This is a genomic window from Nocardia sp. Root136, from assembly GCF_001427185.1.
Classification (GTDB): Bacteria; Actinomycetota; Actinomycetes; order Mycobacteriales; family Mycobacteriaceae; genus Nocardia; species Nocardia salmonicida.
In genome coordinates, this window is record NZ_LMFE01000010.1 from 1 (window position 1) to 19,964 (window position 19,964).

Genomic DNA, 19,964 nt, shown 5'->3' on the forward strand with positions numbered 1-19,964 from the left:
ATCGACACACTATTGAGTTCTCAAAGAACACACGCACACACTTCTACCAACAACATGTCGTCGGGGTTTCGGTGAGGCAAGGGTTCAAACTTAGCTCAGACAACCAGCCGGAAGCAAATCCGATCCGAGTTGTACTGAACACGCAATCAGTCAGGCGCTCATCGTACTACCTCGTGTCCCGGCCGCTGGGCGGCTGAGTCGGTGTCCGTGTCGCTCTGACTCGAATAAAGTTACGTGCCGACAANAGGCAAGGGTTCAAACTTAGCTCAGACAACCAGTCGGAAGCAAATCCGATCCGAGTTGCACTGAACACGCAATCAGTCAGGCGCTCATCGTACTACCTCGTGTCCCGGCCGCTGGGCGGCTGAGTCGGTGTCCGTGTCGCTCTGACTCGAATAAAGTTACGTGCCGACAATTGCAATGTCAAATCCCCTAGTCAGGGGATATTTTCGCAGTGTTCATGTATGAAAGTGCGCATGGCGGAGGAACATAGCGGGACGCGTCGGCGGTTGCGTCGCATCGCGAAGGCCGGACTTGTCGTGGCGGGTGGCCTGGTGTTGGTGACGGCTGGGGCGAACATCGCTATGTGGACTTTGTCGTCCGGCCATAGAAGTGATGTGGCAGCCGCGACCGGTGCACCTGTCGTGATCATCCCGGGTGCCAAGGTCGCGCCGGACGGAACTCCGATGGCCTACTTACGGGGACGTCTCGATGTGGCGATCGAGTTGGTCGAGGCGGGCAAGGCCGCGGAGATTCTGCTGTCCGGGGATGCCGGCGGCTCGTCGGGCGACGAGATCGCGTCGATGACGCGCTATCTACTCGACCACGGTATCGATCCGGCCATTGTCCGGTCAGATCGTGCTGGGCTCTCCACACGGGAGACCTGTGAGCGGGCCAGGTCGATGTTCGGCATCGATCGGGCGATCATCGTGAGCCAGTATCAGCATCTCCCCCGTGCGGTGGCGTTGTGCCGGGCAGCGGGGATCGAGGCCGACGGGGTGGTGGCCTATTGCGAGTGCAGGCAGATCACCGAGGTACGCAACAACGTTCGTGAATGGCTTGCAGCACCGAAGGCCGTGGTGGAGATGATTCTGCGCTGATCGCGCGCCTCGACCGCAGAGAGGCGACCAATCGGCGCCATCTCGCAGGTCGTGCCGGCTGCTGCCCGGGAGGCGCAGTGACTATGTGCGCGTTCACCAGCGCGTAAGGCGGGCCCGCCAGGAGGTTGCGGCACCCCTGTCGAATCTGCTCTCGGATCATTGCCGGGTCGACGAACTCCAGGTACTCGGACAGCACCTCGAACTCTCTGGCGAGGTCTTCCAATTCCGGTGCGGGCGGATCCGGGTATCCAGCGAGCTCCATGAGTTGCACTGTGATCTCACCCAGGTGGGAGGCCGACGCGCCCTCGTCGGCCAGCAGAGCTGTCGCGTGATCTCGGGCCAGCCTGAGCCGGACATCTACTTCCCTCGCCCGCCAGTCGGTCACGACGTCCAGTTCGGCCATGGCGGTGCGGAAGAGTTCGGGGGCTCCACCGCAGTCCGTTCGGTGAAGGCAGGCGAGCTCGACCAATGCCGGACTCTCGAATCCACGCGCGAGTGCCTCGGCAGCGGCCATGGACAGGTCTGCACCGTTGAGCTCACCGAGCACGAACAGGTCTGCGGCGTGGGCTAAGTCGTCCATTATTCCAGCGTGCGCGGCCGAAGGTACACGGGTCAAAGGGTTTTCCGAACGGGCGGTAGAAGCTTCCGGGGGCTCAGGGCGGTCAACCTTGTTCGTCGGTGTGGACGGCGCTGATCGAGGAGCACGGACGGGAATCGTCAAGGCAGCTGGGATCACGGTGGCCGTGATAGCCGGGACGGTTGTTGGGGCGGGTTCTGCTGTGGCGGAATCGGAACCGAAGGAGAACATCGTCATCGACATCACCGTGCTGCGGGCGGCGGGGTGCTTGCCGCAACGGTAGGACCAGCATCGATGGTCTCGCCACGACCGACGCGACCGTCGGGGTGGCGTGCCAGCGGAATCCTGATCGCGTACCGTGATCGGGGTTGTCTGCAATGATCGCCGACCGGATTGGGGTGCATCGTGGGCGGTTCCGAGCACGCGGCGCGGCTCGTGCGTTTCTGGCAGACCGTGGAGTTGTTCGGTCCACAACTTGTACCGGACGCCGAGACCGACGGACTGGTGGTCGATCTCGCGGCGGATGAACGCGCGCCGTGGGAAAACCTTGCCGCCCTGCCCCCGTTGAAAACCGGGCGGGTGTGGCAGTTCGTCGTGTACGGCGGGTTGTTCCAGCTGGGGCGCGCGCGGGAATCGCTGGTGCGCACTTTCGGCGAGGATCAGCTCGAGGCCGACGCCCGACGGGCCGGGACCACAGCGGCTTTCGCGGTGACGCTCACCGACAGCGGGGTGGTTGTCGGGGGCTCGGCGACCCTGTCGGGGTTGGCGTGGGCCGTGAATCGGCTGCGAGCGCCGGGGCCCGACGATGTCGGCTGGGCCGACGGGTTCGACCACGACTCGGCGGCATTCACTGCCGCGCTCGACACGCTCACGCGAGACGCCCAGTCCGACAACGAACAGATGGGTCCGGCGCCGCGGTGGCGTGCGCTGGATGTGGCAGGCCGTGGTGTGGCGGCTTCGGTGATGGCGGCGGGGGCGGATGGAGTCATCTCGCCCGGGCTCGCCGGGATGTCGGCGTTGGCCTTCGCCGAACGGTTCGCCACCGCCGACGACGAGGATATCGCCGAGGCGCCCCGGTTGACCGGGCGCGACCTGCAAATATTCACCGGCGAACTGTGTGCCGCGCTGGGTATTCGATCGGAATTGCGGGCCGGTGGCGTGCGGGTGGCGTGCGTCCAGGTCGCGGCGCGTGACGCCGATAGCGATGCCGCCGAGGATCGGCTGAACAGCGGGCTGGGTCCCGATCTGGCCGAACTCGCGAAGGCGGTGGAACGCGGCGATATCGGCGCGGCGCTGCGGAGCTACCTCATGGCGGCGGAAGGGCTGGCTGTCGACGACCGGATCGATGTGCGTCGACGACAGGACGCAGTGGTCGAAGGACTACTCCCCCAGCTCGTTCCGGACGGTCGCTGGCCGGGTGACCCGCTGGTGTCGGGTCAGCAGTTCGCGGTCGACCGCGCGCTGTCTGAATTACGTGATGGTGCCGGGATTTTCGCCGTGCACGGCGCTCCCGGAACCGGAACGACAACGATGCTGCGAGACCTGCTGGCCGGGATTCTGGTCGAGCGGGCCGCGCAGCTGGCGGCATTCGACGATCCGATGGCGGTGTTCGCGGGGGTCACCGAGCAGGTCCAGGTGGCGAAGAACTACACGGTGGGCGCGCACCGGTTGGCGAACAGCGTGACCGGGTTCGAAGTGGTGCTCGCGACGGGCAGCGATGCCACCGCGGCCGATGTGGTCGCCGAGGTCCAGCATCGTGGCGCGATCGACGGCGAGCTCAATCACTTCACCGACCTGGCCGAACTCGTCGGCGGTGCACCCGCGTGGGGATTGGTCGCCGCGGCACTGGGCGGAACGCGACGAACATTCGCCGAACAGTTCTGGTTCGGAGATCGGTTCGCCGCCGAGCGGAAGACCGGGGCACCGAACGGTGGGATGCTCGACATCCTCAAACAGGCCGAGGCCGACCCGGATTCGATTCCGGATTGGTCGACCGCGGTGCGCGACTTCACCACGCGTCGGGCCGAGGTGCGCAGGCTCGCGCAAGACCGGCAGAACGTCGCCGATGCGGTTGCCGACTTGCCCACGATGAACACGGGGTTGCAGTCGACGGCGGTCGAGATCACCAATGCCGATGACGCACACGCGCATTGGCGAGAGCGTCATCAGCTGGCGACCGAACATCTGCGGGCCGCGCAAGCCGCCCATCATCGGGCAGGCAAGTTCCTCACCGAGCACGGTGGGCGCAAGCCCGGGTTCGTGGCATCGCTGTCGACCGGTTTCCGAGCGGGGCGGCGATGGAGTGCGCGCAGCAATGAGTTGCTGCGCGAACGACATATCGCCGAGGCGGAGATGCGGCGACGCCAGACCGAAGTCGAATACACGCGCGAACAGTGGGCGGGGGCGGCCGAGAACGGCCGCACGCTCATTCGCGAGCACGTCGAGTTGACCGAGCGGCGGGCGGCGGCGCTGGACATCATCGAGCGTGGGCGCGAGAACTGGGCGCGCACTATCCCGTTCGGTGATGTCGCGGGTGACGACGAGCAGTTCCAGCTGTGCAATCCCTGGGCGGACGAACAGTACGCGAGCGCGCGGCGCGAGTTGTTCCTGTCGGCGTTGAAGTTGCATCGCGCGTTCCTGCTCAACGCGGCGCCCCGGATTCGCGACAATCTGATCGTCGCCATCGCGTTGATCCGTGGTGAGCTCGCGGTCGCGCCGAAACCGGAAACCGTCGCGGCGGCGTGGCAGACGCTGTTCTTCGCGGTACCGATGATCACGACGACCTTCACCGCGCTGCCTCGACTGTTCGCCGGGCTCGGTCCCGAGGCGCTCGGATGGTTGTTCGTCGACGATGCCGGGCAGGCTGCGCCGCAGTCGGTGGCCGGCGGGTTGTGGCGGGCTCGGCGTGCGGTGATCGTCGGTGATTATCGTTCACTGGGACCTGTTGGCGTGCTGCCTACTTCGGCGCAGGAAGCGTTGGTGCAGCAGTACGGACTCGATGCGGAGTGGATGCCGGACCAGGCATCGGCGCGCCAGGCGGCTGATCGTGGGGCGCGGTTCGGAACGTGGCTGATGCCCTCGGATTCGGTCGCGCCGGTGTGGGTCGGTACGCCGTTGCGGGTCCATCGGCGCAGCGATCGGCCGATTTTCGAACTCACCCATCACATTGCCTATGGCGATGATCTGCTGGTGTTCGCCACCCCGGATCGGCCGGAATTCCCCGGGCACGATCGGTGGATCGATGTCAGATCCGTACGCGCCGAGGGTAATTGGATTCCCGGTGAGGGTGAAGCGCTCGCCGCGCTGCTCGCGCGGTTGACCGAGGACGGGGTGGCCGCGGCCGATATCCGGGTGGTCAGCCCGTTCCGTGACGTCGCCGGTGGCGCGCAGGAGGTCGCCCGTGAGGTGCTCGGTGCGGAGTTCGCGCAGCGGCAGGTGAGTACTGTCCACGCGATGCACGGCAGTTCGGCCGAGGTCGTGGTGCTGATCCTGGGGACATCGCCTGCCGCGGGCGGATCGCGACGGTGGGCGGCGACGAATCCGAATGTGCTCAATACGGCGGTGTCGCGGGCACGGCGGCGGGTCTACGTGATCGGCAACTACCGATTGTGGAGCAGCCAGCGGTATTTCGACGACCTCGCCAGGCGCTGGACGGTCGAGACCGAGCAGTTGGTCGATCAGACCGTGAGCCGGTAGAAGCGCCAGAATCCGAAGTCCTCGATCGGGAGCACGTCCACGGCGGTGAAACCGGCCTTCTCTGCATACTCCCCCAGCTTCGCCGAGCGCATCACTGTGCCGGTACCTGCCGAGCCGGGATGTGCCATGCCGTCGGGCAGGCAGACCAGCAGGCTGAACCCGTACATCAGGCGGTCGATATCGCTCGCGGGTGCGGTGAATTCCGGGGCGACGGCCTCATCCATGATGATCACCGAACCTCCTGGACGCAGGGCTTTGCGCATCGAGGTCAGCACCTCGACGGGGTGCGGCATGTCGTGCAGGCATTCGAAGGCGAACAGCGCGTCGTAGGTGGATCCGGGGAGGTCGGTGGCGGCGTCGGCGTGGTGGAAGCGGACGCGGTTGCCGAGCTCGGCGGCGTTGTCGGTGGCCATCCGCACCGAGGGTTGGTCGATGTCGTAGCCGTCGACCGCCAGCTCGGGGTAGGCGCGGGCAAGGGCGATCGCGGACCAGCCGCCGCCGGAGCCGATGTCGGCCGCCTTGGCATTCGGGCGCGAAAGCAGCGCGTGGATGTCGGGAACCCCCGCCAGATCGGTGGCGAGACGTTGTTCGAACCAGGGCCGGTTCATGTCGGACTGGGATTCGCGCATGTCAGCGCCGTATTCGGACCAGCCGACACCACCGCCGTCGCGGTAGGCGCGCACGAGCGCGGGCATCTGGGCGGCGGCGCCCGCCAGCATACGAGCAAGTGGCGCAAGATAATTGAGACTGGTCGGGTCGGTGAGAACTTCCGCAGCGCCGGCGGGCAGCGCGAACCGCCCGTCCGCGGTCACCGTCAGAATCTCGGTCGCCGCCTGCTGCTCGAGCCACTCCTGCGCATACCGGCGATCCCCACCCGCCCGCGCGATCAGCTCACCCGCATCCGCGGGACCACCCTCGGCCAACGCCCGATACCAGCCGAGCCGATCCCCGAGATGCACCGCGAGAATGTCGATCGCCCCGAGCGCGGCACCGAACAACCGGTCGGCGAACTGCTCACTGGTCTGATCCGCTCCACTCACCGGTCGTCCTCCTGTTGATGCGACACGAATCGGCATCGACCCGCTGGTACGGACTACGCGCCGCCGAGACCAACGGTTCACCCGCCCAACGATTCGATCTCCAACCTATCCGTTGCGGGAGGTTAGCGAGACAATGATCGATGAGCTTCTAATGATCGGATCAGTTATGAGAACAGTGCAATTACTCGGATCAGCCAGTTGCGCTGCCGTAGCTATCGCCATCGCGATGTCGCCGTCAGCCACCACTGAACCGATCACCGACGTACTTCGCAACAGTGAATCGAGCCAGTTCCGTGCAGCACCGGATCGCGACTGTCACTCGTCCTATGAACCTTGCGTCCCGATCGTCAGCGACGTGGACTGCGAGGGTGTCGGCGATGGGCCGGTGTACACCGGGCCCGTTCGCGTGATCGGGCCCGATGAGTACGGGCTCGACCGCGACGGTAACGGATTGGGGTGTGAACCTAGCTGATTCGCCGGTGTACAGCCATGCACCCTACGGCGAATCGAACAGAAGGGCTCCGGCTTCCACAGTGGTGCCGATGGTGTCGGTGTGGACGGAGTTCTTCGCTGAGTCCATGACTACGACGGGGCAGATGATCGAGTAGCCGGTGGCGGCGGTTTTCGTCGGGTCGAAGGTGACGATGGGGGCGCCTGCTTCTACCGTGTCGCCTTCGGTAGCGAGGAGGTCGAAGCCTTCGCCCTCGAGTTTCACCGTGTCGATGCCCAGGTGGACCAGGACGCCGACGCCTTGGCCGAGGATGACGAAGGCGTGGGGGTGGAGTTTGAGGATCTTGCCTGCGATGGGGGCCGTCACCATCAGGGGGCCGCGGGTGCGGTCGGGGTCGAGGGCGACGCCGGAGCCGACGATTTGTTCGGCGAAGACCTGATCGGGGACCTCGGACAGGGCAACGACCGTGCCGGGGAGCGGGGCGAGGACCGGGATGCTCACAGGATGTCCTCGATGTCGTCGGCCAAGGTGTCGGCTTCGGGGCCGACGACGACCTGCACGACCGAGCCCGACTTGAGCACACCGTGAGCGCCCGCGGCCTTGAGCGCGGCCTCGTCGACCTTGCTTCCGTCCTTCACCTCGGTGCGCAACCGGGTGATACAGGCCTCGATCTCGACGATGTTGTCGGCGCCGCCGAGGCCCGCAACGATCGCTTCCGCTTTGGACATGTGTTCTCCCTTTCCACGGTGGTTGCCGGTACCAGTATGGGAGCCTCGAATGTGCGCCACGTCATATTCAGCGGTTGACATCCGACCTCCACCTGGTCAAACTGGCAACTGGTTATGACCGGACAGTACCCGTCAGGTACACCGGTTCACAACAGTTAACCCGGATCGGCAGGCAAGCCGCTCCTCCCTCGCCGAGACCGCCGGGAAGCCGGCACGAAGAAGGTCGACATGACTGCCGTTACCGACACACCCAAACAAGAATCGAAGGTGTTCGCGGGATTGCAGCGCCTCGGTCGCAGCCTCATGCTGCCGATCGCGGTGCTCCCCGCAGCGGGCATCCTGCTGCGCATCGGCCAGGACGATCTCCTCGGCCGCTTCTCCGCGCTGGAGAGCACCGCCTCGGTCATCTCGGCAGCCGGGCAGGCCGTGTTCACCTGGCTGCCACTGATCTTCGCCGTCGGTATCGCGATCGGCTGGGCCAAGAAGTCCGACGGGTCGACGGCGCTGGCCGCGGTGGTCGGTTACATGGTGATCAACGGCGTCTTCGACGCGATGTCACCGATCGTGCTCGCGGGAAAGACCGACCCCAAGGGCGCGCAGGCGCTGATCAACTACGGCGTCCTCGCCGGCATCGTGATGGGTCTGCTGTCGGCGATCCTGTGGCAGCGGTTCTATCGCACGAAGCTGCCCGATTTCCTCGGCTTCTTCAACGGCAGGCGGCTGGTCCCGATCCTGACGGCGTTCACCGGCCTGATCGTCGGCGTCGGCATGGCGTTTCTGTACCCGGCGTTCAACTCCGCGCTCACCTGGGTGGGTGAGGCCGTCGCGGACAACGCGGTCGTCGGTGGCGGCATCTACGGCACGGCCAACCGACTGCTCATCCCGACCGGTCTGCACCACATCCTGAACTCCACGGTCTGGTTCCTCGTCGGCGATTACAACGATGCCTCCGGCCAGGTCGTGCGCGGCGACCTCAACCGCTTCTTCGCCGGTGATCCGACCGCGGGCACGTTCATGACGGGCTTCTTCCCGATCATGATGTTCGCGCTTCCCGCTGCCGCGCTTGCCATTTGGCGCAATGCGAGGCCGTCGCAGAAGAAGCTGGTGGGCGGCATCATGCTGTCGACCGGTCTGACCGCGTTCGTCACCGGTATCACCGAGCCGCTGGAGTTCTCGTTCATGTTCGTGGCGTGGCCACTGTATGTGGTGCACGCGATCTTGACGGGCACGTCGATGGCGCTGGTGAACGCGCTCGGCATCCATGACGGATTCACGTTCTCCGCCGGCGCGATCGACTACCTGCTGAATTTCGGCAAGGCGACCGACGCGTGGCTGCTGATCCCGATCGGGCTCGGCTACGCGGTGATCTACTACGCGCTGTTCAGCTTCGTGATCAAGAAGTGGAACCTGCGGACCCCCGGTCGCGAGTCGGAAACCGACGTCGAGGCCGGCGTGCCCGACACGGCCGCGGTCGAGGCGCAGGCCGCGCTGACCGCCACGGGCGATACTCGAACCGATGCGCCATCGGTCGCCGAAGTCGAATCGAAGTTGGACAAGAAACTGGAAGGTGAGTGAGGCCATGAGCACCCGCACCGTCATCGTCGGATCCGAGGTGGGGCTGCACGCGCGGCCCGCCGCGAAACTCACCAGGGCCGTGCAGGCCACGGGGGTGCCGGTGCGGATTTCGGTGGGAGGTGGCGAGCCGGTCGACGCGGCCAGCGTGCTCGCGGTGATGACACTGGGCGCCGACCACGGGGCCGAGGTGACCCTGCACGCCGAGGGTGCCGACGCGGTCTTGGACCAGTTGGCCGAACTCATCGCCTCGGACCTGGACGCCGCCTGATGCCGGAACAGGTGATCCGTGGGCTCGGTGTGAGTCCGGGCGTGGTGTGCGCACCGTGGTTGCGGTTCGGATCGCAGTTCGAGACCTCGGCGCACGATCCTGTCGGCGGCTCGCCCGCCGAGGAGCTGGCACGGGTCGAGGACGCGCTCGGTCGCGTCTCCGACGAGATGGCCGCGCGGGCCGCGCGGGTGACCGGTGTTGCGGCGGAGATCCTTTCGATGTCGGCGACGATGGCCCGTGATCCCGGCATCGTCGCCGCCACGCAGAAGGAACTCGAGGCCGGAATGCCGACGGCACACGCGGTGCACCTGGCGTTCGAGGGATTCTGCGCGAAGCTGGAAGCGCTCGGCGGGTACATGGCGGAGCGGGCGACCGATCTGCGCGATATCGGCGGACGCACTGTCGCGGTGCTGCTCGGGCTGCCGATGCCGGGTATTCCGGAGCCGGGGTATCCGTTCGTGCTGGTCGCGCGGGATCTCGCACCTGCCGATACGGCAATGCTGGGCGACAGTGATGTGGTCGGGTTGCTCACCACCGAGGGCGGGCCGACCAGCCATACCGCCATTCTCGCGAAGTCGCTCGCCTTGCCCGCGGTGGTGAGCTGTCCCGACACCGATCGGCTCGTCGAGGGTGTGCCGGTGCTGCTCGACGGCACGACCGGCGAGGTCGTGATCGATCCCAGTCCTGAGCATCAGCGGGCCGCTGTCGAGCAGGCCGCCGCGGACAAGGCGCGGATCGCGGCGGCCAGCGGGCCGGGACACACCGCTGACGGGACGCCGGTGCAGCTGCTGGTGAATATCGGCACCGTCGATGACGCGGTGAAGGCGGGCCCGGTCGACAGTGAGGGCGTGGGGCTCTTCCGCACCGAGTTCATGTATCTCGGGAAGGCGTCCGCGCCGTCGCTGGACGAGCAGACCGCTTCCTACACTGCGGTTCTCGAACAGTTCGCCGGACGGCGCGTGGTGGTGCGGACTCTCGATGCCGGGTCGGACAAGCCGCTGCCGTTTCTCGATCTCGGTAGCGAGGAGAATCCGGCGCTCGGTGTGCGCGGGCTGCGGATCGGCACGGTGTTCCCGGAGACGCTTGCCACGCAACTCACGGCGCTTGCCCGCGCGGGCAAGGCGACCGGGGCCGACCTGTGGGTGATGGCGCCGATGGTCGCCACCGCGGACGAGGCTGCCGGATTCGCCGCGCTGGCACGGGAATCCGGGTTGACGAAGGTCGGGGCGATGATCGAGATCCCGGCGGCCGCGTTGCGCGCCGCCGATCTGCTCGCGCATCTCGACTTCGTGAGCATCGGGACGAACGACCTGAGCCAGTACACGTGTGCGGTCGACCGGATGGCGGGCGGGCTCGCACAGCTGCTCGATCCGTGGCAGCCCGCGGTGCTCGATCTGATCGCTATGGTCGGTGCTGCCGGTGCGGCTGCGGGTAAGTCGGTCGGGGTGTGTGGTGAGGCGGCGTCGGATCCGACGTTGGCGCCGGTGCTGGTGGGGCTCGGGGTGACGAGTTTGTCGATGTCGGTGCCCGCTTTGCCCTCCGTGCGGGCGGCGCTGGCCGCGGTGGATATGCAGCGGTGCCAGGACGCGGCGGATGCGGCGTGTGCGGCACGGAATCCGCAGGTGGCGCGTGAGGTTGTTGCGGCGATCATCGGGCGGTCGTGAAAACGGTTGTTGTGTGTGGGGTCCGGCCGTCGGTCGGACCACGGTGTGGCTTCCGTCGTCGGTCGTCGAAGACGGTGGGGGCCACCCCTCTGTCGGCCATTGTCGTGCGGACCGAGCGTGCGTTTCCGGTGGTCGGTTTCGCGTCCACCTCCTCCTGGCGCTCGGGAGCTGCCAGCCGCTCCGGTGTCAGGCGTGGCCGGAAGGGTTGGTTGTAATGGGGGTTCTGCGCGGTCGACTCGTAGGAACGGCCGAGGGTGAGATCGCGGACGGGATCGTCGAATTCGATGACAATCGGATCACCTGGGTCGGCCCTGTCGCGAATCATCCTGACCCCGAGCAACTTCCGGCACCGAGCAATGAGCTTGTGCTTCCTGGGTTGATCGACCTGCACTGCCACGGTGGCGCCGGGTTCGGTTTTCCGAATGCTGATGCGCGGGGTGCTCGGGTCGCGGCGGCGCATCATCGAGGTCAGGGCACTACCGGGTTGATGGGGAGCCTGGTGTCGGATCAACCGGACGTGTTGGTCGCGCAGGCGGCGATTCTGGCTGATCTCGTCGAGGACGGGGCGTTGCTCGGGGTGCATCTCGAGGGGCCGTTCATCAATGCGAGCCGTTGTGGGGCACAGGATCCCGCGGCGATCATTCCCGGCGACCCCGCGCTGTTCGAGCGGATCTACGCGGCGGCGCGCGGCACCGTGCGGTCGATGACATTGGCTCCCGAGACCGCGCATTTCGATGAGCTGCTCGCCGCGATGCGCCGTCACGATGTGCTGCCGAGCCTCGGGCATACCGATGCCGATGCCGCGACCACCGTGGCGCGCATCGCCGATGCACGTGGCGGGCCGATCACCGCTACCCACCTGTTCAACGGGATGCCCGCACTGCACCACCGCTCCCCCGGTCCCGTCGCCGCCTGCCTGGCCGCGGCCGGGCGGGGCGAGATGGTGGTCGAATTGATCGCGGACGGTGTGCATTTGGCATCCGAGACGGTGGCGATGGTGTTCGATACCGTCGGGCCGGATCAGATCGCGCTGGTGTCCGACGCGATGGCGGCGGCGGGGATGAGCGACGGTGACTACCGGCTGGGCGCCCTCGATGTTCAGGTGCACGACGGTGTCGCCCGGCTCGCCACCGACGACGGTTCACCCGGGGCGATCGCGGGCGGCACGGCACGACTCATCGATGTGCTGCGCTGGACCGTCCTCGATGTGGGCATACCGCTGTCGGACGCGGTCATCTCCGCGACACGCACCCCTGCTCGCGTCCTCGGCCTCGAGGGCGAACACGGCAGTCTCATAGTCGGCGCACGTGCCGACATCCTTGTCACCGACCAGTCATTGCGGCCGCGGCGGGTCTTCGTCGCCGGAACGGAAGGAATCTGATGGAAATCGTGATCCGGGCTGATGAGAACGAGGTGGCGAGCACGGTCGCCGATATCGTCGGCGGCTATGTGACAGGCGGCAACGCGATCCTCGGGTTGGCTACCGGGTCGTCGCCGCTGGGGAGCTATCAGGAGCTCGCACGCCGCTATCGCGAGGGTGAGCTGGACTTCACGACCGCGAGCGCCTTCCTGCTCGACGAATACGTGGGGCTGCCGAAAGATCATCCGCAGTCGTACTTCTCGGTGATCCGGTCGGAGTTCGTCGACCATGTGAACCTCGATCCCGCCCGGGTGCTGAGCCCGAACGGCGAGGCAGGCGACGTCGCGGGGGAAGGCCGACGGTATGACGCGGCCATCGCCGCGGCGGGTGGGGTCGACGTGCAGCTGCTCGGCATCGGTACCGACGGGCATATCGGGTTCAACGAACCCGGGTCGGCGTTGACCTCGCGCACGCGGGTGAAGACGCTCACCGAGCAGACCCGTCAGGACAACGCGCGCTTTTTCGACGGACCGGAGGATGTGCCGCATCACGTGCTCACCCAGGGTCTCGGCACCATCAACGAGGCCGGACATCTGGTGATGATCGCGCTCGGCGCGGGCAAGGCCGATGCGATCGCCGCCGCCGCCGAAGGGCCGTTGTCGGCATTCTGCCCGGCTTCGGTCATGCAGTGGCATCGCCATGTCACCGTGGTGATCGACGAAGCCGCGGCGAGCAAGTTGAAATTGGCGGACTACTACAAGTACGCGCTGGCGAACAAGCCCGCCTGGCAGTCGTTCTGACGTGACCGCGCTCGAGTTCGCGGTGCAGGACGTGGCGGGTGCGCTCGGCGCTCGCCGCGCCGGGGCGGATCGGGTGGAATTGTGTGCGGCGCTGGGCGGTACGGGTGGGCTGACGCCGAGTATCGGGACGATCGAGGCGGTGGTGGGAACCGGGGTTCCCGTCCACGTGTTGATCCGGTGCCGGGCCGGCGGTTTCGTGTACTCCGACGCTGCTGAACTCGCGGTGATGAACGCTGATGCGCGCGCGGCGGTTTCGGCCGGCGCGTCCGGTCTGGTGATCGGTGCGCTCACCCCCGCCCACCAGGTCGATGACGAGGGTCTACGCCGTGTTCTCGATGGTGTCGATGTCGACGACATAGAGCTGACCTTTCATCGTGGGATAGATCAGATCCGCGACCGCGAGGCGGCGCTGGACACGCTCATCACCGAAGGCATGACCAGGGTGCTCACGTCCGGCGGGGCAGCCACCTGCGCCGAGGGCCTCGACGGACTCGCCGCACTGGTCGATCACGCCGCAGGGCGGATCCAGATCATGGCGGGTGGCGGAATCGCCGTCGGCGACATCCCGGCACTGCTTCGGACCGGCGTCGACGGGATCCACCTGTCGGCCCGACGTGTCATCGCTGACGACGGCGGACCCGGCGGGGGCGGCAAGACCGGCCACGAACAACTGGACGAAGAGCTCGCAGTCGCCGCTGCTCGTCAGCTACTCGCTGTAGACCGGCCGACTACCCCGAATCCCCGACCTGATTCAGGCTGCTGAACCACCCGCACGCGACGACCAGAAGGGCCAGCAGGAGTTCGGATTCCGCAGGCCACAATCGCGGTCGACATCTGCCCGAACCACTGCGGCGCCCGCCACGCCGTCAGCGACGCGTTTCAGGCGCGCTCGGCGAGGATCAACTCCGCTTCGCCGGGATTGCAGTCGAAGGCCGCTTGAACGGCCGCGACGGCCTTCTCGTGTTCGCCGGCCGCAACGAGCTGGTCGATCTCGGCCCACTGATCGGTGGGCGGGACCACGGAGGGGTCGAGGCGACGGTCGAGGCGTTCCCACATGCGGGCCACGGTGGGGTCGTCGGCGAGGAGTTCGCCGAGGTGGGCCTTGAAGGTGGGGTGCTCGGTCCGGTACATGCCCATCCAGCTGCTGGCGAGCGGACTGGCCTCGGCATTGGCGGTGCGGTCGGCGAGTTTGAGGATCACGGCCCTCGGGTGTGCGGCGATCTTGGTGTAGGCGTTCTGGTTTCGCGCCTTGCGGTCGGGGCCGATGCCGGTGACCGCCCAGACCAGGTCGAGAACCTCACGACCGAAACGCGATTCGACGTCCTCGGCCGTGATCGGAGTGTCTTCGACGACGTCGTGGAGCCAGGCGGCGAGGCCGAGTTCACCGCCGTAACCGAAATCGTCGAGGACACCACGAACGGCCGCGAGATGGGTGACGTAGGGATGCTCGCCATAGCGCTGATCGCTGTGTGCCGCGATGGCGAACTCCCGTGCTTCGATTTCGCGCTGATCGAACTCCATGCCGCACCCCCGTGCTCGATTGGTGATCGTGTCGAGATCGACCCTAACCGAGGGCACCGACAAGGTGCCGAGATCAGTGGTGGGCGACCGGCTTCAGCGCGGTCAGGATGCCCGTCTGATCGCGGCTCTGGGTGTAGCTGAGATCGGTGAAGCCGACCGCCTCGACCTGGCCGGTGTAGTGGCGGATATCGGCGTCGGCGAACGGATCGCCGCCGCGGCCGAGGAACAGCGAGAGCACTTTCCGCATGCGGGGTGATGGTGACGCGTCGGCGAGCAGGAGTCGTCCGCCCGGTCGCAACACCCGCCACATCTCGGCGATCGCGGCGTCACGGTGTGACTCGGGGATGTGGTGCATGACGAAAGTGCAGATAACTACGTCGAATTCGGCATCGGGTAGGGGCAGCGACTGCGCCGGGCCGACCACGTACCGATGGTGGGTGGCACGATCCCTGTCGCTGTTGTCGGCGACCGCGGTGGCCGAGGGGTCGACGCCGACGGCAGCGCCGCTCGGTCCGACCGCGTCGCCAAGCGCTCGGACGAGTTTGCCGGGACCACAACCGATATCGAGTGCGCGAGCACCCGGGTACGCACCGGAGCGCGTGACGAATTCGGCGAGCAGCCGACGGTGTCTGCCGAGGAAGAACACCGAGGTGAACAGGTTGTAGCGACGCAGGCCTGCGATGACGAGGCCCGTGTCGGCGTCGTCGACGAACATGGGGGTGAGAAGCTGATTTCGGGACATGAGTTCATGGTCGGACGCCGCCGCGCGCGTCACCAGGAGCAGAATCGCCGGAGGTGTCCGTTATCGAACAGATCCGGGGAAACCGTGCAGGAGGAAGCGATGGCCGAGCGCCCTGATCGCCGGGTTCGACGCACCAGGGACACACTGCACAAGGCGTTGATCGAGCTGATGATCGAGCGCGGCTACGACAAGGTGACCGTGAGCGACATCATCGCTCGCGCCGACGTCGGGCGGTCCACGTTCTACGCGCACTATCGCGACAAGGACGACCTGCTGCTGGTGAGCTGCACCGAATTCCTGCGTCGCGAGATCGTCCGCACCACCACGCCGGGTTCCCCGCTCCTGCCGCTGCGCGTGATGTTCCATCTCGCCGCGCAGTATCCCGAGGTGTACGGCCCGCTGATCGGGCCGAAAGCGACCGCCACCGTTGTGCGCGCCTACCAGCAATGCGTCACCGAACTGGTCGGTGAGCTCCTCGGCGAGCAGCCCGCGGGCACGATCGCGTTCGTGTCGTGTGGGTTGATCGGCGTGCTCGGCACAGTGATCGAACCGAGCGCGCCGACACCACCCGCGCAGGCATGGCAGCGATTCGAGACGCTCGCGCTCTACGGGCTCAGTGGGTCCGGCGGCCCAGATCCGGCCACGGCGGGCGGCGCAGAATCGCCAGTGCCGCAATGACCGCGGCGAGCAGGCCGATCCACTCACCCAATTGAGCGATGCGATTGGTGTCCATCGCGGGCGTCCAGTGCACACGTCCCTCGTGGACGACGAACAACCCGACCGGACGGGCGTGGCGCAGGACACCACTCCCGCGCGAGACGGTGATGATGGTCGTGCCGTCGGCCGTGTCGATCGGCTCGCCGAAGACCATCGGCGGCTCCACCACCATCTGTTCGAGGCGATCTCTGATCGTCATCGCATCCCCGTCTCGTCGTTCAGCAGTGCCGTCGAAGATACGCGCCTCGAGGATCCGCCGTCGGCTGCCATGATGATGAGTGTCACAGCCATGGCGAAAGGTGCACCGATGTCAGAGCAGTCATTGTCGACACCGTGGTCTCGATCGTTGGGTCTGCGCGTGCCGGTCGTGAACGCGCCGATGGGTGGCGCCGCGGGGGGACGGCTCGCGGCGGCGGTCAGCGCGGCGGGTGGGCTCGGGATGATCGGGATGGGCAGCGCGGGGTCGGTCGCGGCGTTGCGGCGCGAGGTGGCCATCGCGGGTACGCCGGACGGGATCGGGCTCGTCGACTGGGTCCGCGCCCGCGAAACCGGCCTGCTCGAAGCCGCGATCGCCGCACGTCCACGGCTGATCTCGGTCAGTTTCGGCACCGATTTCGCCTGGGTGCCGCAGGTACAGGACGCGGGCATCCTTACCGTCACCCAGGTGTACGACGCCCCCGGCGCGCACCGGGCTCAGGATGCGGGCATCGACGTTCTCGTGGCGCGCGGTAGCGAAGGCGGCGGTCACGGCGCCGACCGACTCGGCCTGCTGCCGTTGCTCGACGCAGTTCTCGAGATCGCTACCGTGCCGGTCCTGGCCGCCGGGGGTATCGGCTCCGGGCGCACGCTCGCCGCCGTGCTCGCAGCGGGAGCGGCAGGAGCGTGGCTCGGGACCTGCCTGGCCGCCGCCGAGGAATCACTGCTGCCCGAATCCGCCCGCCTGGCGATGCTCGCCGCGGACTCCAGCAGCACCACCGTCACCACCGCTTTCGACGAGGCGCTCGATCTGCCCTGGCCGCCGATCTATCCGGCGCGTGTCTTGCGCAACGAGTTCACCGACCCGTGGGTCCGACCCGACGCCGACGACCTACCCGACGCCGAACGCCTTCGCGCGGCGATCGCGGTCGACGATCCCAAGCTCGCGCCCGTGGACGCGGGCCAGAGCGTCGGCTTGGTAACCCATATCGAACCTGCCGCCACTGTCATCGACAGACTGTGCGGGGACGCGGCCGAACTTCTGGCATCACGCCACACGTAGTCGACTCGGCGCCCGCTGGTTGCGACAAACCAACCGACGCCGAGGTTCGCCACGGTTGCAAAAATATATAGATCGGTCTAGTTTTAGCGGGTGGGTAAAAAGGGAGCCGAAACCCGGTGCAAGTTGATCAGGGCGACGCGGTCGCTGATCGAGTCGCATGGTTACTTCGGCGCCGGGCTCAATCAGATCGTGCAGGAGAGCGGGGCGCCGCGCGGGTCCCTGTACTTCCACTTCCCCGGCGGCAAGGACGAATTGGTGGCCGCGGCGCTTGCCGAGAGCGGTAGCGACATCGCGGGGATCATCCGCACGATCGAGGCGACGGACGCACGAGATTTCGCGCGCAAGATGATGAACCTGCTGGGCGATCAGCTGGAAGCATCGGACTGGACCATCGGTTGCCCCGTGGCGGCTGTCGCCCTGGACACCGCGTCTACCAATGACGCCGTGCAGCAGGCTTGTTCAGCGACATATCGACTCTGGGAAGAGGCGATCCGGGAACGATTGATCGGATTCGGTCATCCCGAGCCCGAACGGATCACCACGGTCGCGCTCGCCCTGATCGAAGGCGGACTGGTGCTCGCACGCACCCACCGCTCACGCCAACCGCTGCGACACCTCGCCGACACCATCGACATTCTGGTCTGAACTCCTCCCGCCTCCACTCCGGACTTACGTCTCCAAAATATGTAAATCGGTCTACTGAAAGTAGGACACCATGGCACACCCCGACTCGATTGTTTTCGGCGCCGCCGGATTCATCGGCCGCTCGTTGGTCGCCGAGCTGCTGCGAACCGGGCACACCGTCGCCGCCGCGGTGCGTGCGGGCAGTCAGGATCGGCTGCGGACCTGGCTCGACACGCAGAGTGTCGACACGGCCGGATTGACCATCACCACCACCGATATCGCCGAACCGGATCTCGCGCTGGGCGACACGATCGACGGGGTGCGCGATGTGTACAACGCGGCCGCGTTGATGAAGTTCGGGCTGGATGCGGAGGTGGCGCGTCGGGTCAATCTCGACGGGGCGGTGCACGTACTGGAATGGGCCGCACGGCAACCGGATCTGCGGCGCGTCGTGCACATCACCGGCTATCGCGCCGCCGAGGACGGCGGCGAGCAGGACTACGGCAACGGCGCGTACGAGGCGTCGAAAGTCGAGGCCGATCTGCTGCTGCGGCGCATCGCGGCCGACCGTGACATCCCGCTGACCATGGCGAATCCCTCCGGAGTCCTCGGACCCGGCCAGTATTTCGGGCTCTCCGACATCATCGACAATCTCTGGCAGGGTCGTCTGCCCGCACTGCCGGGCTCCGCCGATACCTTCGTCCCGGTCGTCGATCTCGACTACGTGGCCCGGTTCATGGTCGGGCTGCCCACGCAACCCGATACGGTCGGCAAGTCCTATCCGCTGCTGGATGCCGCGACTCCCGCACTGCCCGAACTGATTCGGCTCGTCGCCGATCATCTGCACGTCGCCGCACCGCGCTTCACGTTGCCGACCGCGCTGGTCCGGCGACTGCCACGGGCGGTGACCCATGCCGATCCCGAAGCGCTGTCCTTCATCAGCAGCGACCGCTACGACACCGGCGACAGCGATATCGTCGCGCGACGGCTCGGCGTCGCTCATCCGCCGGTCGGCGAACTGCTGCGCACCTACGCCGACGGGATCGTCGCCAGTCGCAACGGCACCGTCACACCCGCGCCCGAATCCGGATTCCGCGACGGTACGTGGGTGGTAGGCGAGCAGGTCGAGCCGGAATATGTGCTACTGCACGGCATTCCGGTCGACAGTGATTCGTGGGCCGAGGTAGTGCGCGAATTGGATGGACCGGTACTGGCGGCCGATCTGCCCGGGCTGGGCCGTTCGGCGGCTACTTCGCAGTCGACCGGTGACTGGATGGCGGAGCTGATGGCGCCGGTGCGGACTCGACCGGTCATCGTGGGTCATTCGTTCGGTACCTGGCCCGCCATCGAATTCGCGCTTCGCCATCCCGATCGGGTGTCACGACTCGTGCTCATCGCCCCCGCATTTCTGCAACAGCCCGCCTCCTGGCTCACGGGTTCGCCCATCGCCGCCGAGGTCGTCAAGCGGATGTCTCCTGCGACATTGGCTGCGCGACTGAGCATTCCGGATGGACCCGCCGTCGCCTCCGCTGTGGCGAATCTGCGGCGGCCCGGCGTCGCCCAGCGGACCTTCGCGGCCTTGCGCGCCGCGGGTTCCTCGCGAGACGAGCTCGCCGCCAAGCTTGCGCGGGTCACGGTTCCGGTCGACATCATCGTGGGTGCGGACGATCCGCTGATCGAGCCGACCGATCGGCCGGTCACCACGATCGTCGGCACCGGGCACTACCCGCAGCTGACCCATCCTGATCTGGTCGCGCGTGTCGTGCGAGGCGAAGATGCCAGCGCCGCACCGCGATACGTGGAGAACAGCCCGACGATGAACCGTTAGCCAGGATGACCGCAT

19 protein-coding genes are annotated in these 19,964 nt (G+C 66.8%); 13 read left to right on the forward strand and 6 right to left on the reverse strand.

Annotated features, from left to right (window positions below):
* The first annotated feature begins 476 nt into the window (after positions 1-476).
* From ASD42_RS24870 to ASD42_RS24880, 3 genes are all read left to right on the forward strand, one after another.
* Positions 477-1,100, forward strand: coding sequence for a SanA/YdcF family protein (locus ASD42_RS24870; RefSeq protein ID WP_056821026.1), 624 nt, complete (start codon positions 477-479; stop codon positions 1,098-1,100).
* An 85-nt stretch (positions 1,101-1,185) separates the two neighbouring features.
* A complete protein-coding gene (locus tag ASD42_RS35425) occupies positions 1,186-1,671 on the forward strand; it encodes a hypothetical protein (RefSeq protein ID WP_056821028.1) in 486 nt (161 codons plus the stop codon).
* Between the two features lie 411 nt (positions 1,672-2,082).
* Positions 2,083-5,373 carry a DEAD/DEAH box helicase gene (locus ASD42_RS24880; protein WP_056821030.1) on the forward strand — a complete coding sequence of 1,097 codons (3,291 nt, stop codon included), beginning with the start codon at positions 2,083-2,085 and terminating at the stop codon, positions 5,371-5,373.
* Here the strand turns inward: ASD42_RS24880 and ASD42_RS24885 are convergent.
* From ASD42_RS24885 to ASD42_RS24900, 3 genes are all read right to left on the reverse strand, one after another.
* A complete protein-coding gene (locus ASD42_RS24885; protein ID WP_056821032.1) occupies positions 5,355-6,413 on the reverse strand; it encodes a class I SAM-dependent methyltransferase in 1,059 nt (352 codons plus the stop codon). The two genes, ASD42_RS24880 and ASD42_RS24885, sit on opposite strands and share 19 nt — an antisense overlap.
* A 496-nt stretch (positions 6,414-6,909) precedes the next feature.
* Positions 6,910-7,365 carry a PTS sugar transporter subunit IIA gene (locus tag ASD42_RS24895; RefSeq protein WP_056821034.1) on the reverse strand — a complete coding sequence of 152 codons (456 nt, stop codon included), beginning with the start codon at positions 7,363-7,365 and terminating at the stop codon, positions 6,910-6,912.
* Positions 7,362-7,592: a glucose PTS transporter subunit EIIB gene (locus ASD42_RS24900; RefSeq protein WP_056821036.1), complete on the reverse strand. Its 231-nt coding sequence runs from the start codon at positions 7,590-7,592 to the stop codon at positions 7,362-7,364. Before ASD42_RS24900 ends, ASD42_RS24895 begins: the two co-directional genes overlap by 4 nt.
* 228 nt (positions 7,593-7,820) lie before the next feature.
* Between ASD42_RS24900 and ASD42_RS24905 the strand changes: the two genes are divergently transcribed.
* From ASD42_RS24905 to ASD42_RS24930, 6 genes are all read left to right on the forward strand, one after another.
* Positions 7,821-9,167 (forward strand): PTS transporter subunit EIIC, encoded by a 1,347-nt coding sequence (locus ASD42_RS24905; protein WP_056821038.1) that lies wholly within the window; start codon positions 7,821-7,823, stop codon positions 9,165-9,167.
* Positions 9,168-9,171: 4 nt separating this feature from the next.
* The gene (locus ASD42_RS24910) at positions 9,172-9,435 is read left to right on the forward strand and encodes an HPr family phosphocarrier protein (RefSeq protein ID WP_056821040.1); all 264 of its coding nucleotides are present in this window, start codon (positions 9,172-9,174) and stop codon (positions 9,433-9,435) included.
* Positions 9,435-11,099 carry a phosphoenolpyruvate--protein phosphotransferase gene (gene ptsP, locus ASD42_RS24915; protein ID WP_056821042.1) on the forward strand — a complete coding sequence of 555 codons (1,665 nt, stop codon included), beginning with the start codon at positions 9,435-9,437 and terminating at the stop codon, positions 11,097-11,099. The genes ASD42_RS24910 and ptsP overlap by 1 nt, the downstream gene beginning before the upstream one ends.
* 214 nt (positions 11,100-11,313) lie before the next feature.
* Positions 11,314-12,480 (forward strand): N-acetylglucosamine-6-phosphate deacetylase, encoded by a 1,167-nt coding sequence (locus ASD42_RS24920; RefSeq protein ID WP_056821045.1) that lies wholly within the window; start codon positions 11,314-11,316, stop codon positions 12,478-12,480.
* Positions 12,480-13,259, forward strand: coding sequence for a glucosamine-6-phosphate deaminase (gene nagB / locus ASD42_RS24925; RefSeq protein WP_056821047.1), 780 nt, complete (start codon positions 12,480-12,482; stop codon positions 13,257-13,259). Before ASD42_RS24920 ends, nagB begins: the two co-directional genes overlap by 1 nt.
* Position 13,260: 1 nt before the next feature.
* Positions 13,261-14,022 (forward strand): copper homeostasis protein CutC, encoded by a 762-nt coding sequence (locus tag ASD42_RS24930; protein WP_056821050.1) that lies wholly within the window; start codon positions 13,261-13,263, stop codon positions 14,020-14,022.
* A 116-nt stretch (positions 14,023-14,138) separates the two neighbouring features.
* Here the strand turns inward: ASD42_RS24930 and ASD42_RS24935 are convergent, their stop codons facing one another.
* A complete protein-coding gene (locus ASD42_RS24935) occupies positions 14,139-14,780 on the reverse strand; it encodes an HD domain-containing protein (RefSeq protein WP_056821053.1) in 642 nt (213 codons plus the stop codon).
* 73 nt (positions 14,781-14,853) lie between these two features.
* Complete coding sequence (locus ASD42_RS24940) at positions 14,854-15,522, reverse strand: methyltransferase domain-containing protein (protein ID WP_235569817.1); 669 nt, start codon at positions 15,520-15,522, stop codon at positions 14,854-14,856.
* A gap of 99 nt (positions 15,523-15,621) precedes the next feature.
* On the opposite strand from ASD42_RS24940, the gene ASD42_RS24945 reads away from it, so the two are divergent.
* Positions 15,622-16,200 (forward strand): TetR/AcrR family transcriptional regulator, encoded by a 579-nt coding sequence (locus ASD42_RS24945; protein ID WP_056821055.1) that lies wholly within the window; start codon positions 15,622-15,624, stop codon positions 16,198-16,200.
* On the opposite strand, the gene ASD42_RS34010 is transcribed toward ASD42_RS24945, so the two are convergent.
* The gene (locus ASD42_RS34010) at positions 16,136-16,438 is read right to left on the reverse strand and encodes a hypothetical protein (protein WP_063006120.1); all 303 of its coding nucleotides are present in this window, start codon (positions 16,436-16,438) and stop codon (positions 16,136-16,138) included. The two genes, ASD42_RS24945 and ASD42_RS34010, sit on opposite strands and share 65 nt — an antisense overlap.
* Before the next feature lie 108 nt (positions 16,439-16,546).
* Here ASD42_RS34010 and ASD42_RS24950 point away from each other — a divergent pair, with 108 nt between their 5' ends.
* The 3 genes from ASD42_RS24950 (at position 16,547) to ASD42_RS24960 (ending at position 19,949) form a co-directional block, all read left to right on the forward strand.
* Complete coding sequence (locus tag ASD42_RS24950) at positions 16,547-17,497, forward strand: NAD(P)H-dependent flavin oxidoreductase (RefSeq protein ID WP_056821784.1); 951 nt, start codon at positions 16,547-16,549, stop codon at positions 17,495-17,497.
* A 90-nt stretch (positions 17,498-17,587) separates the two neighbouring features.
* Complete coding sequence (locus ASD42_RS24955; RefSeq protein WP_056821056.1) at positions 17,588-18,142, forward strand: TetR/AcrR family transcriptional regulator; 555 nt, start codon at positions 17,588-17,590, stop codon at positions 18,140-18,142.
* Positions 18,143-18,212: 70 nt separating this feature from the next.
* Positions 18,213-19,949 (forward strand): alpha/beta fold hydrolase, encoded by a 1,737-nt coding sequence (locus ASD42_RS24960; protein ID WP_056821058.1) that lies wholly within the window; start codon positions 18,213-18,215, stop codon positions 19,947-19,949.
* Positions 19,950-19,964: the final 15 nt, after the last annotated feature.

What these genes read in the sequence shown, in the direction of transcription:
- ASD42_RS24950 (WP_056821784.1), top strand. Translation starts at nt 16,547, where the DNA reads ATGTCAGAGCAGTCATTGTCGACACCGTGGTCTCGATCGTTGGGTCTG.
- ASD42_RS24910 (WP_056821040.1), top strand. Translation starts at nt 9,172, where the DNA reads ATGAGCACCCGCACCGTCATCGTCGGATCCGAGGTGGGGCTGCACGCG.
- ASD42_RS24960 (WP_056821058.1), top strand. Translation starts at nt 18,213, where the DNA reads ATGGCACACCCCGACTCGATTGTTTTCGGCGCCGCCGGATTCATCGGC.
- ptsP (WP_056821042.1), top strand. Translation starts at nt 9,435, where the DNA reads ATGCCGGAACAGGTGATCCGTGGGCTCGGTGTGAGTCCGGGCGTGGTG.
- ASD42_RS24945 (WP_056821055.1), top strand. Translation starts at nt 15,622, where the DNA reads ATGGCCGAGCGCCCTGATCGCCGGGTTCGACGCACCAGGGACACACTG.
- ASD42_RS24900 (WP_056821036.1), bottom strand. Translation starts at nt 7,592, where the DNA reads ATGTCCAAAGCGGAAGCGATCGTTGCGGGCCTCGGCGGCGCCGACAAC.
- ASD42_RS34010 (WP_063006120.1), bottom strand. Translation starts at nt 16,438, where the DNA reads ATGACGATCAGAGATCGCCTCGAACAGATGGTGGTGGAGCCGCCGATG.
- ASD42_RS24905 (WP_056821038.1), top strand. Translation starts at nt 7,821, where the DNA reads ATGACTGCCGTTACCGACACACCCAAACAAGAATCGAAGGTGTTCGCG.
- ASD42_RS24940 (WP_235569817.1), bottom strand. Translation starts at nt 15,522, where the DNA reads ATGTCCCGAAATCAGCTTCTCACCCCCATGTTCGTCGACGACGCCGAC.
- ASD42_RS24935 (WP_056821053.1), bottom strand. Translation starts at nt 14,780, where the DNA reads ATGGAGTTCGATCAGCGCGAAATCGAAGCACGGGAGTTCGCCATCGCG.
- nagB (WP_056821047.1), top strand. Translation starts at nt 12,480, where the DNA reads ATGGAAATCGTGATCCGGGCTGATGAGAACGAGGTGGCGAGCACGGTC.
- ASD42_RS24870 (WP_056821026.1), top strand. Translation starts at nt 477, where the DNA reads ATGGCGGAGGAACATAGCGGGACGCGTCGGCGGTTGCGTCGCATCGCG.
- ASD42_RS24920 (WP_056821045.1), top strand. Translation starts at nt 11,314, where the DNA reads ATGGGGGTTCTGCGCGGTCGACTCGTAGGAACGGCCGAGGGTGAGATC.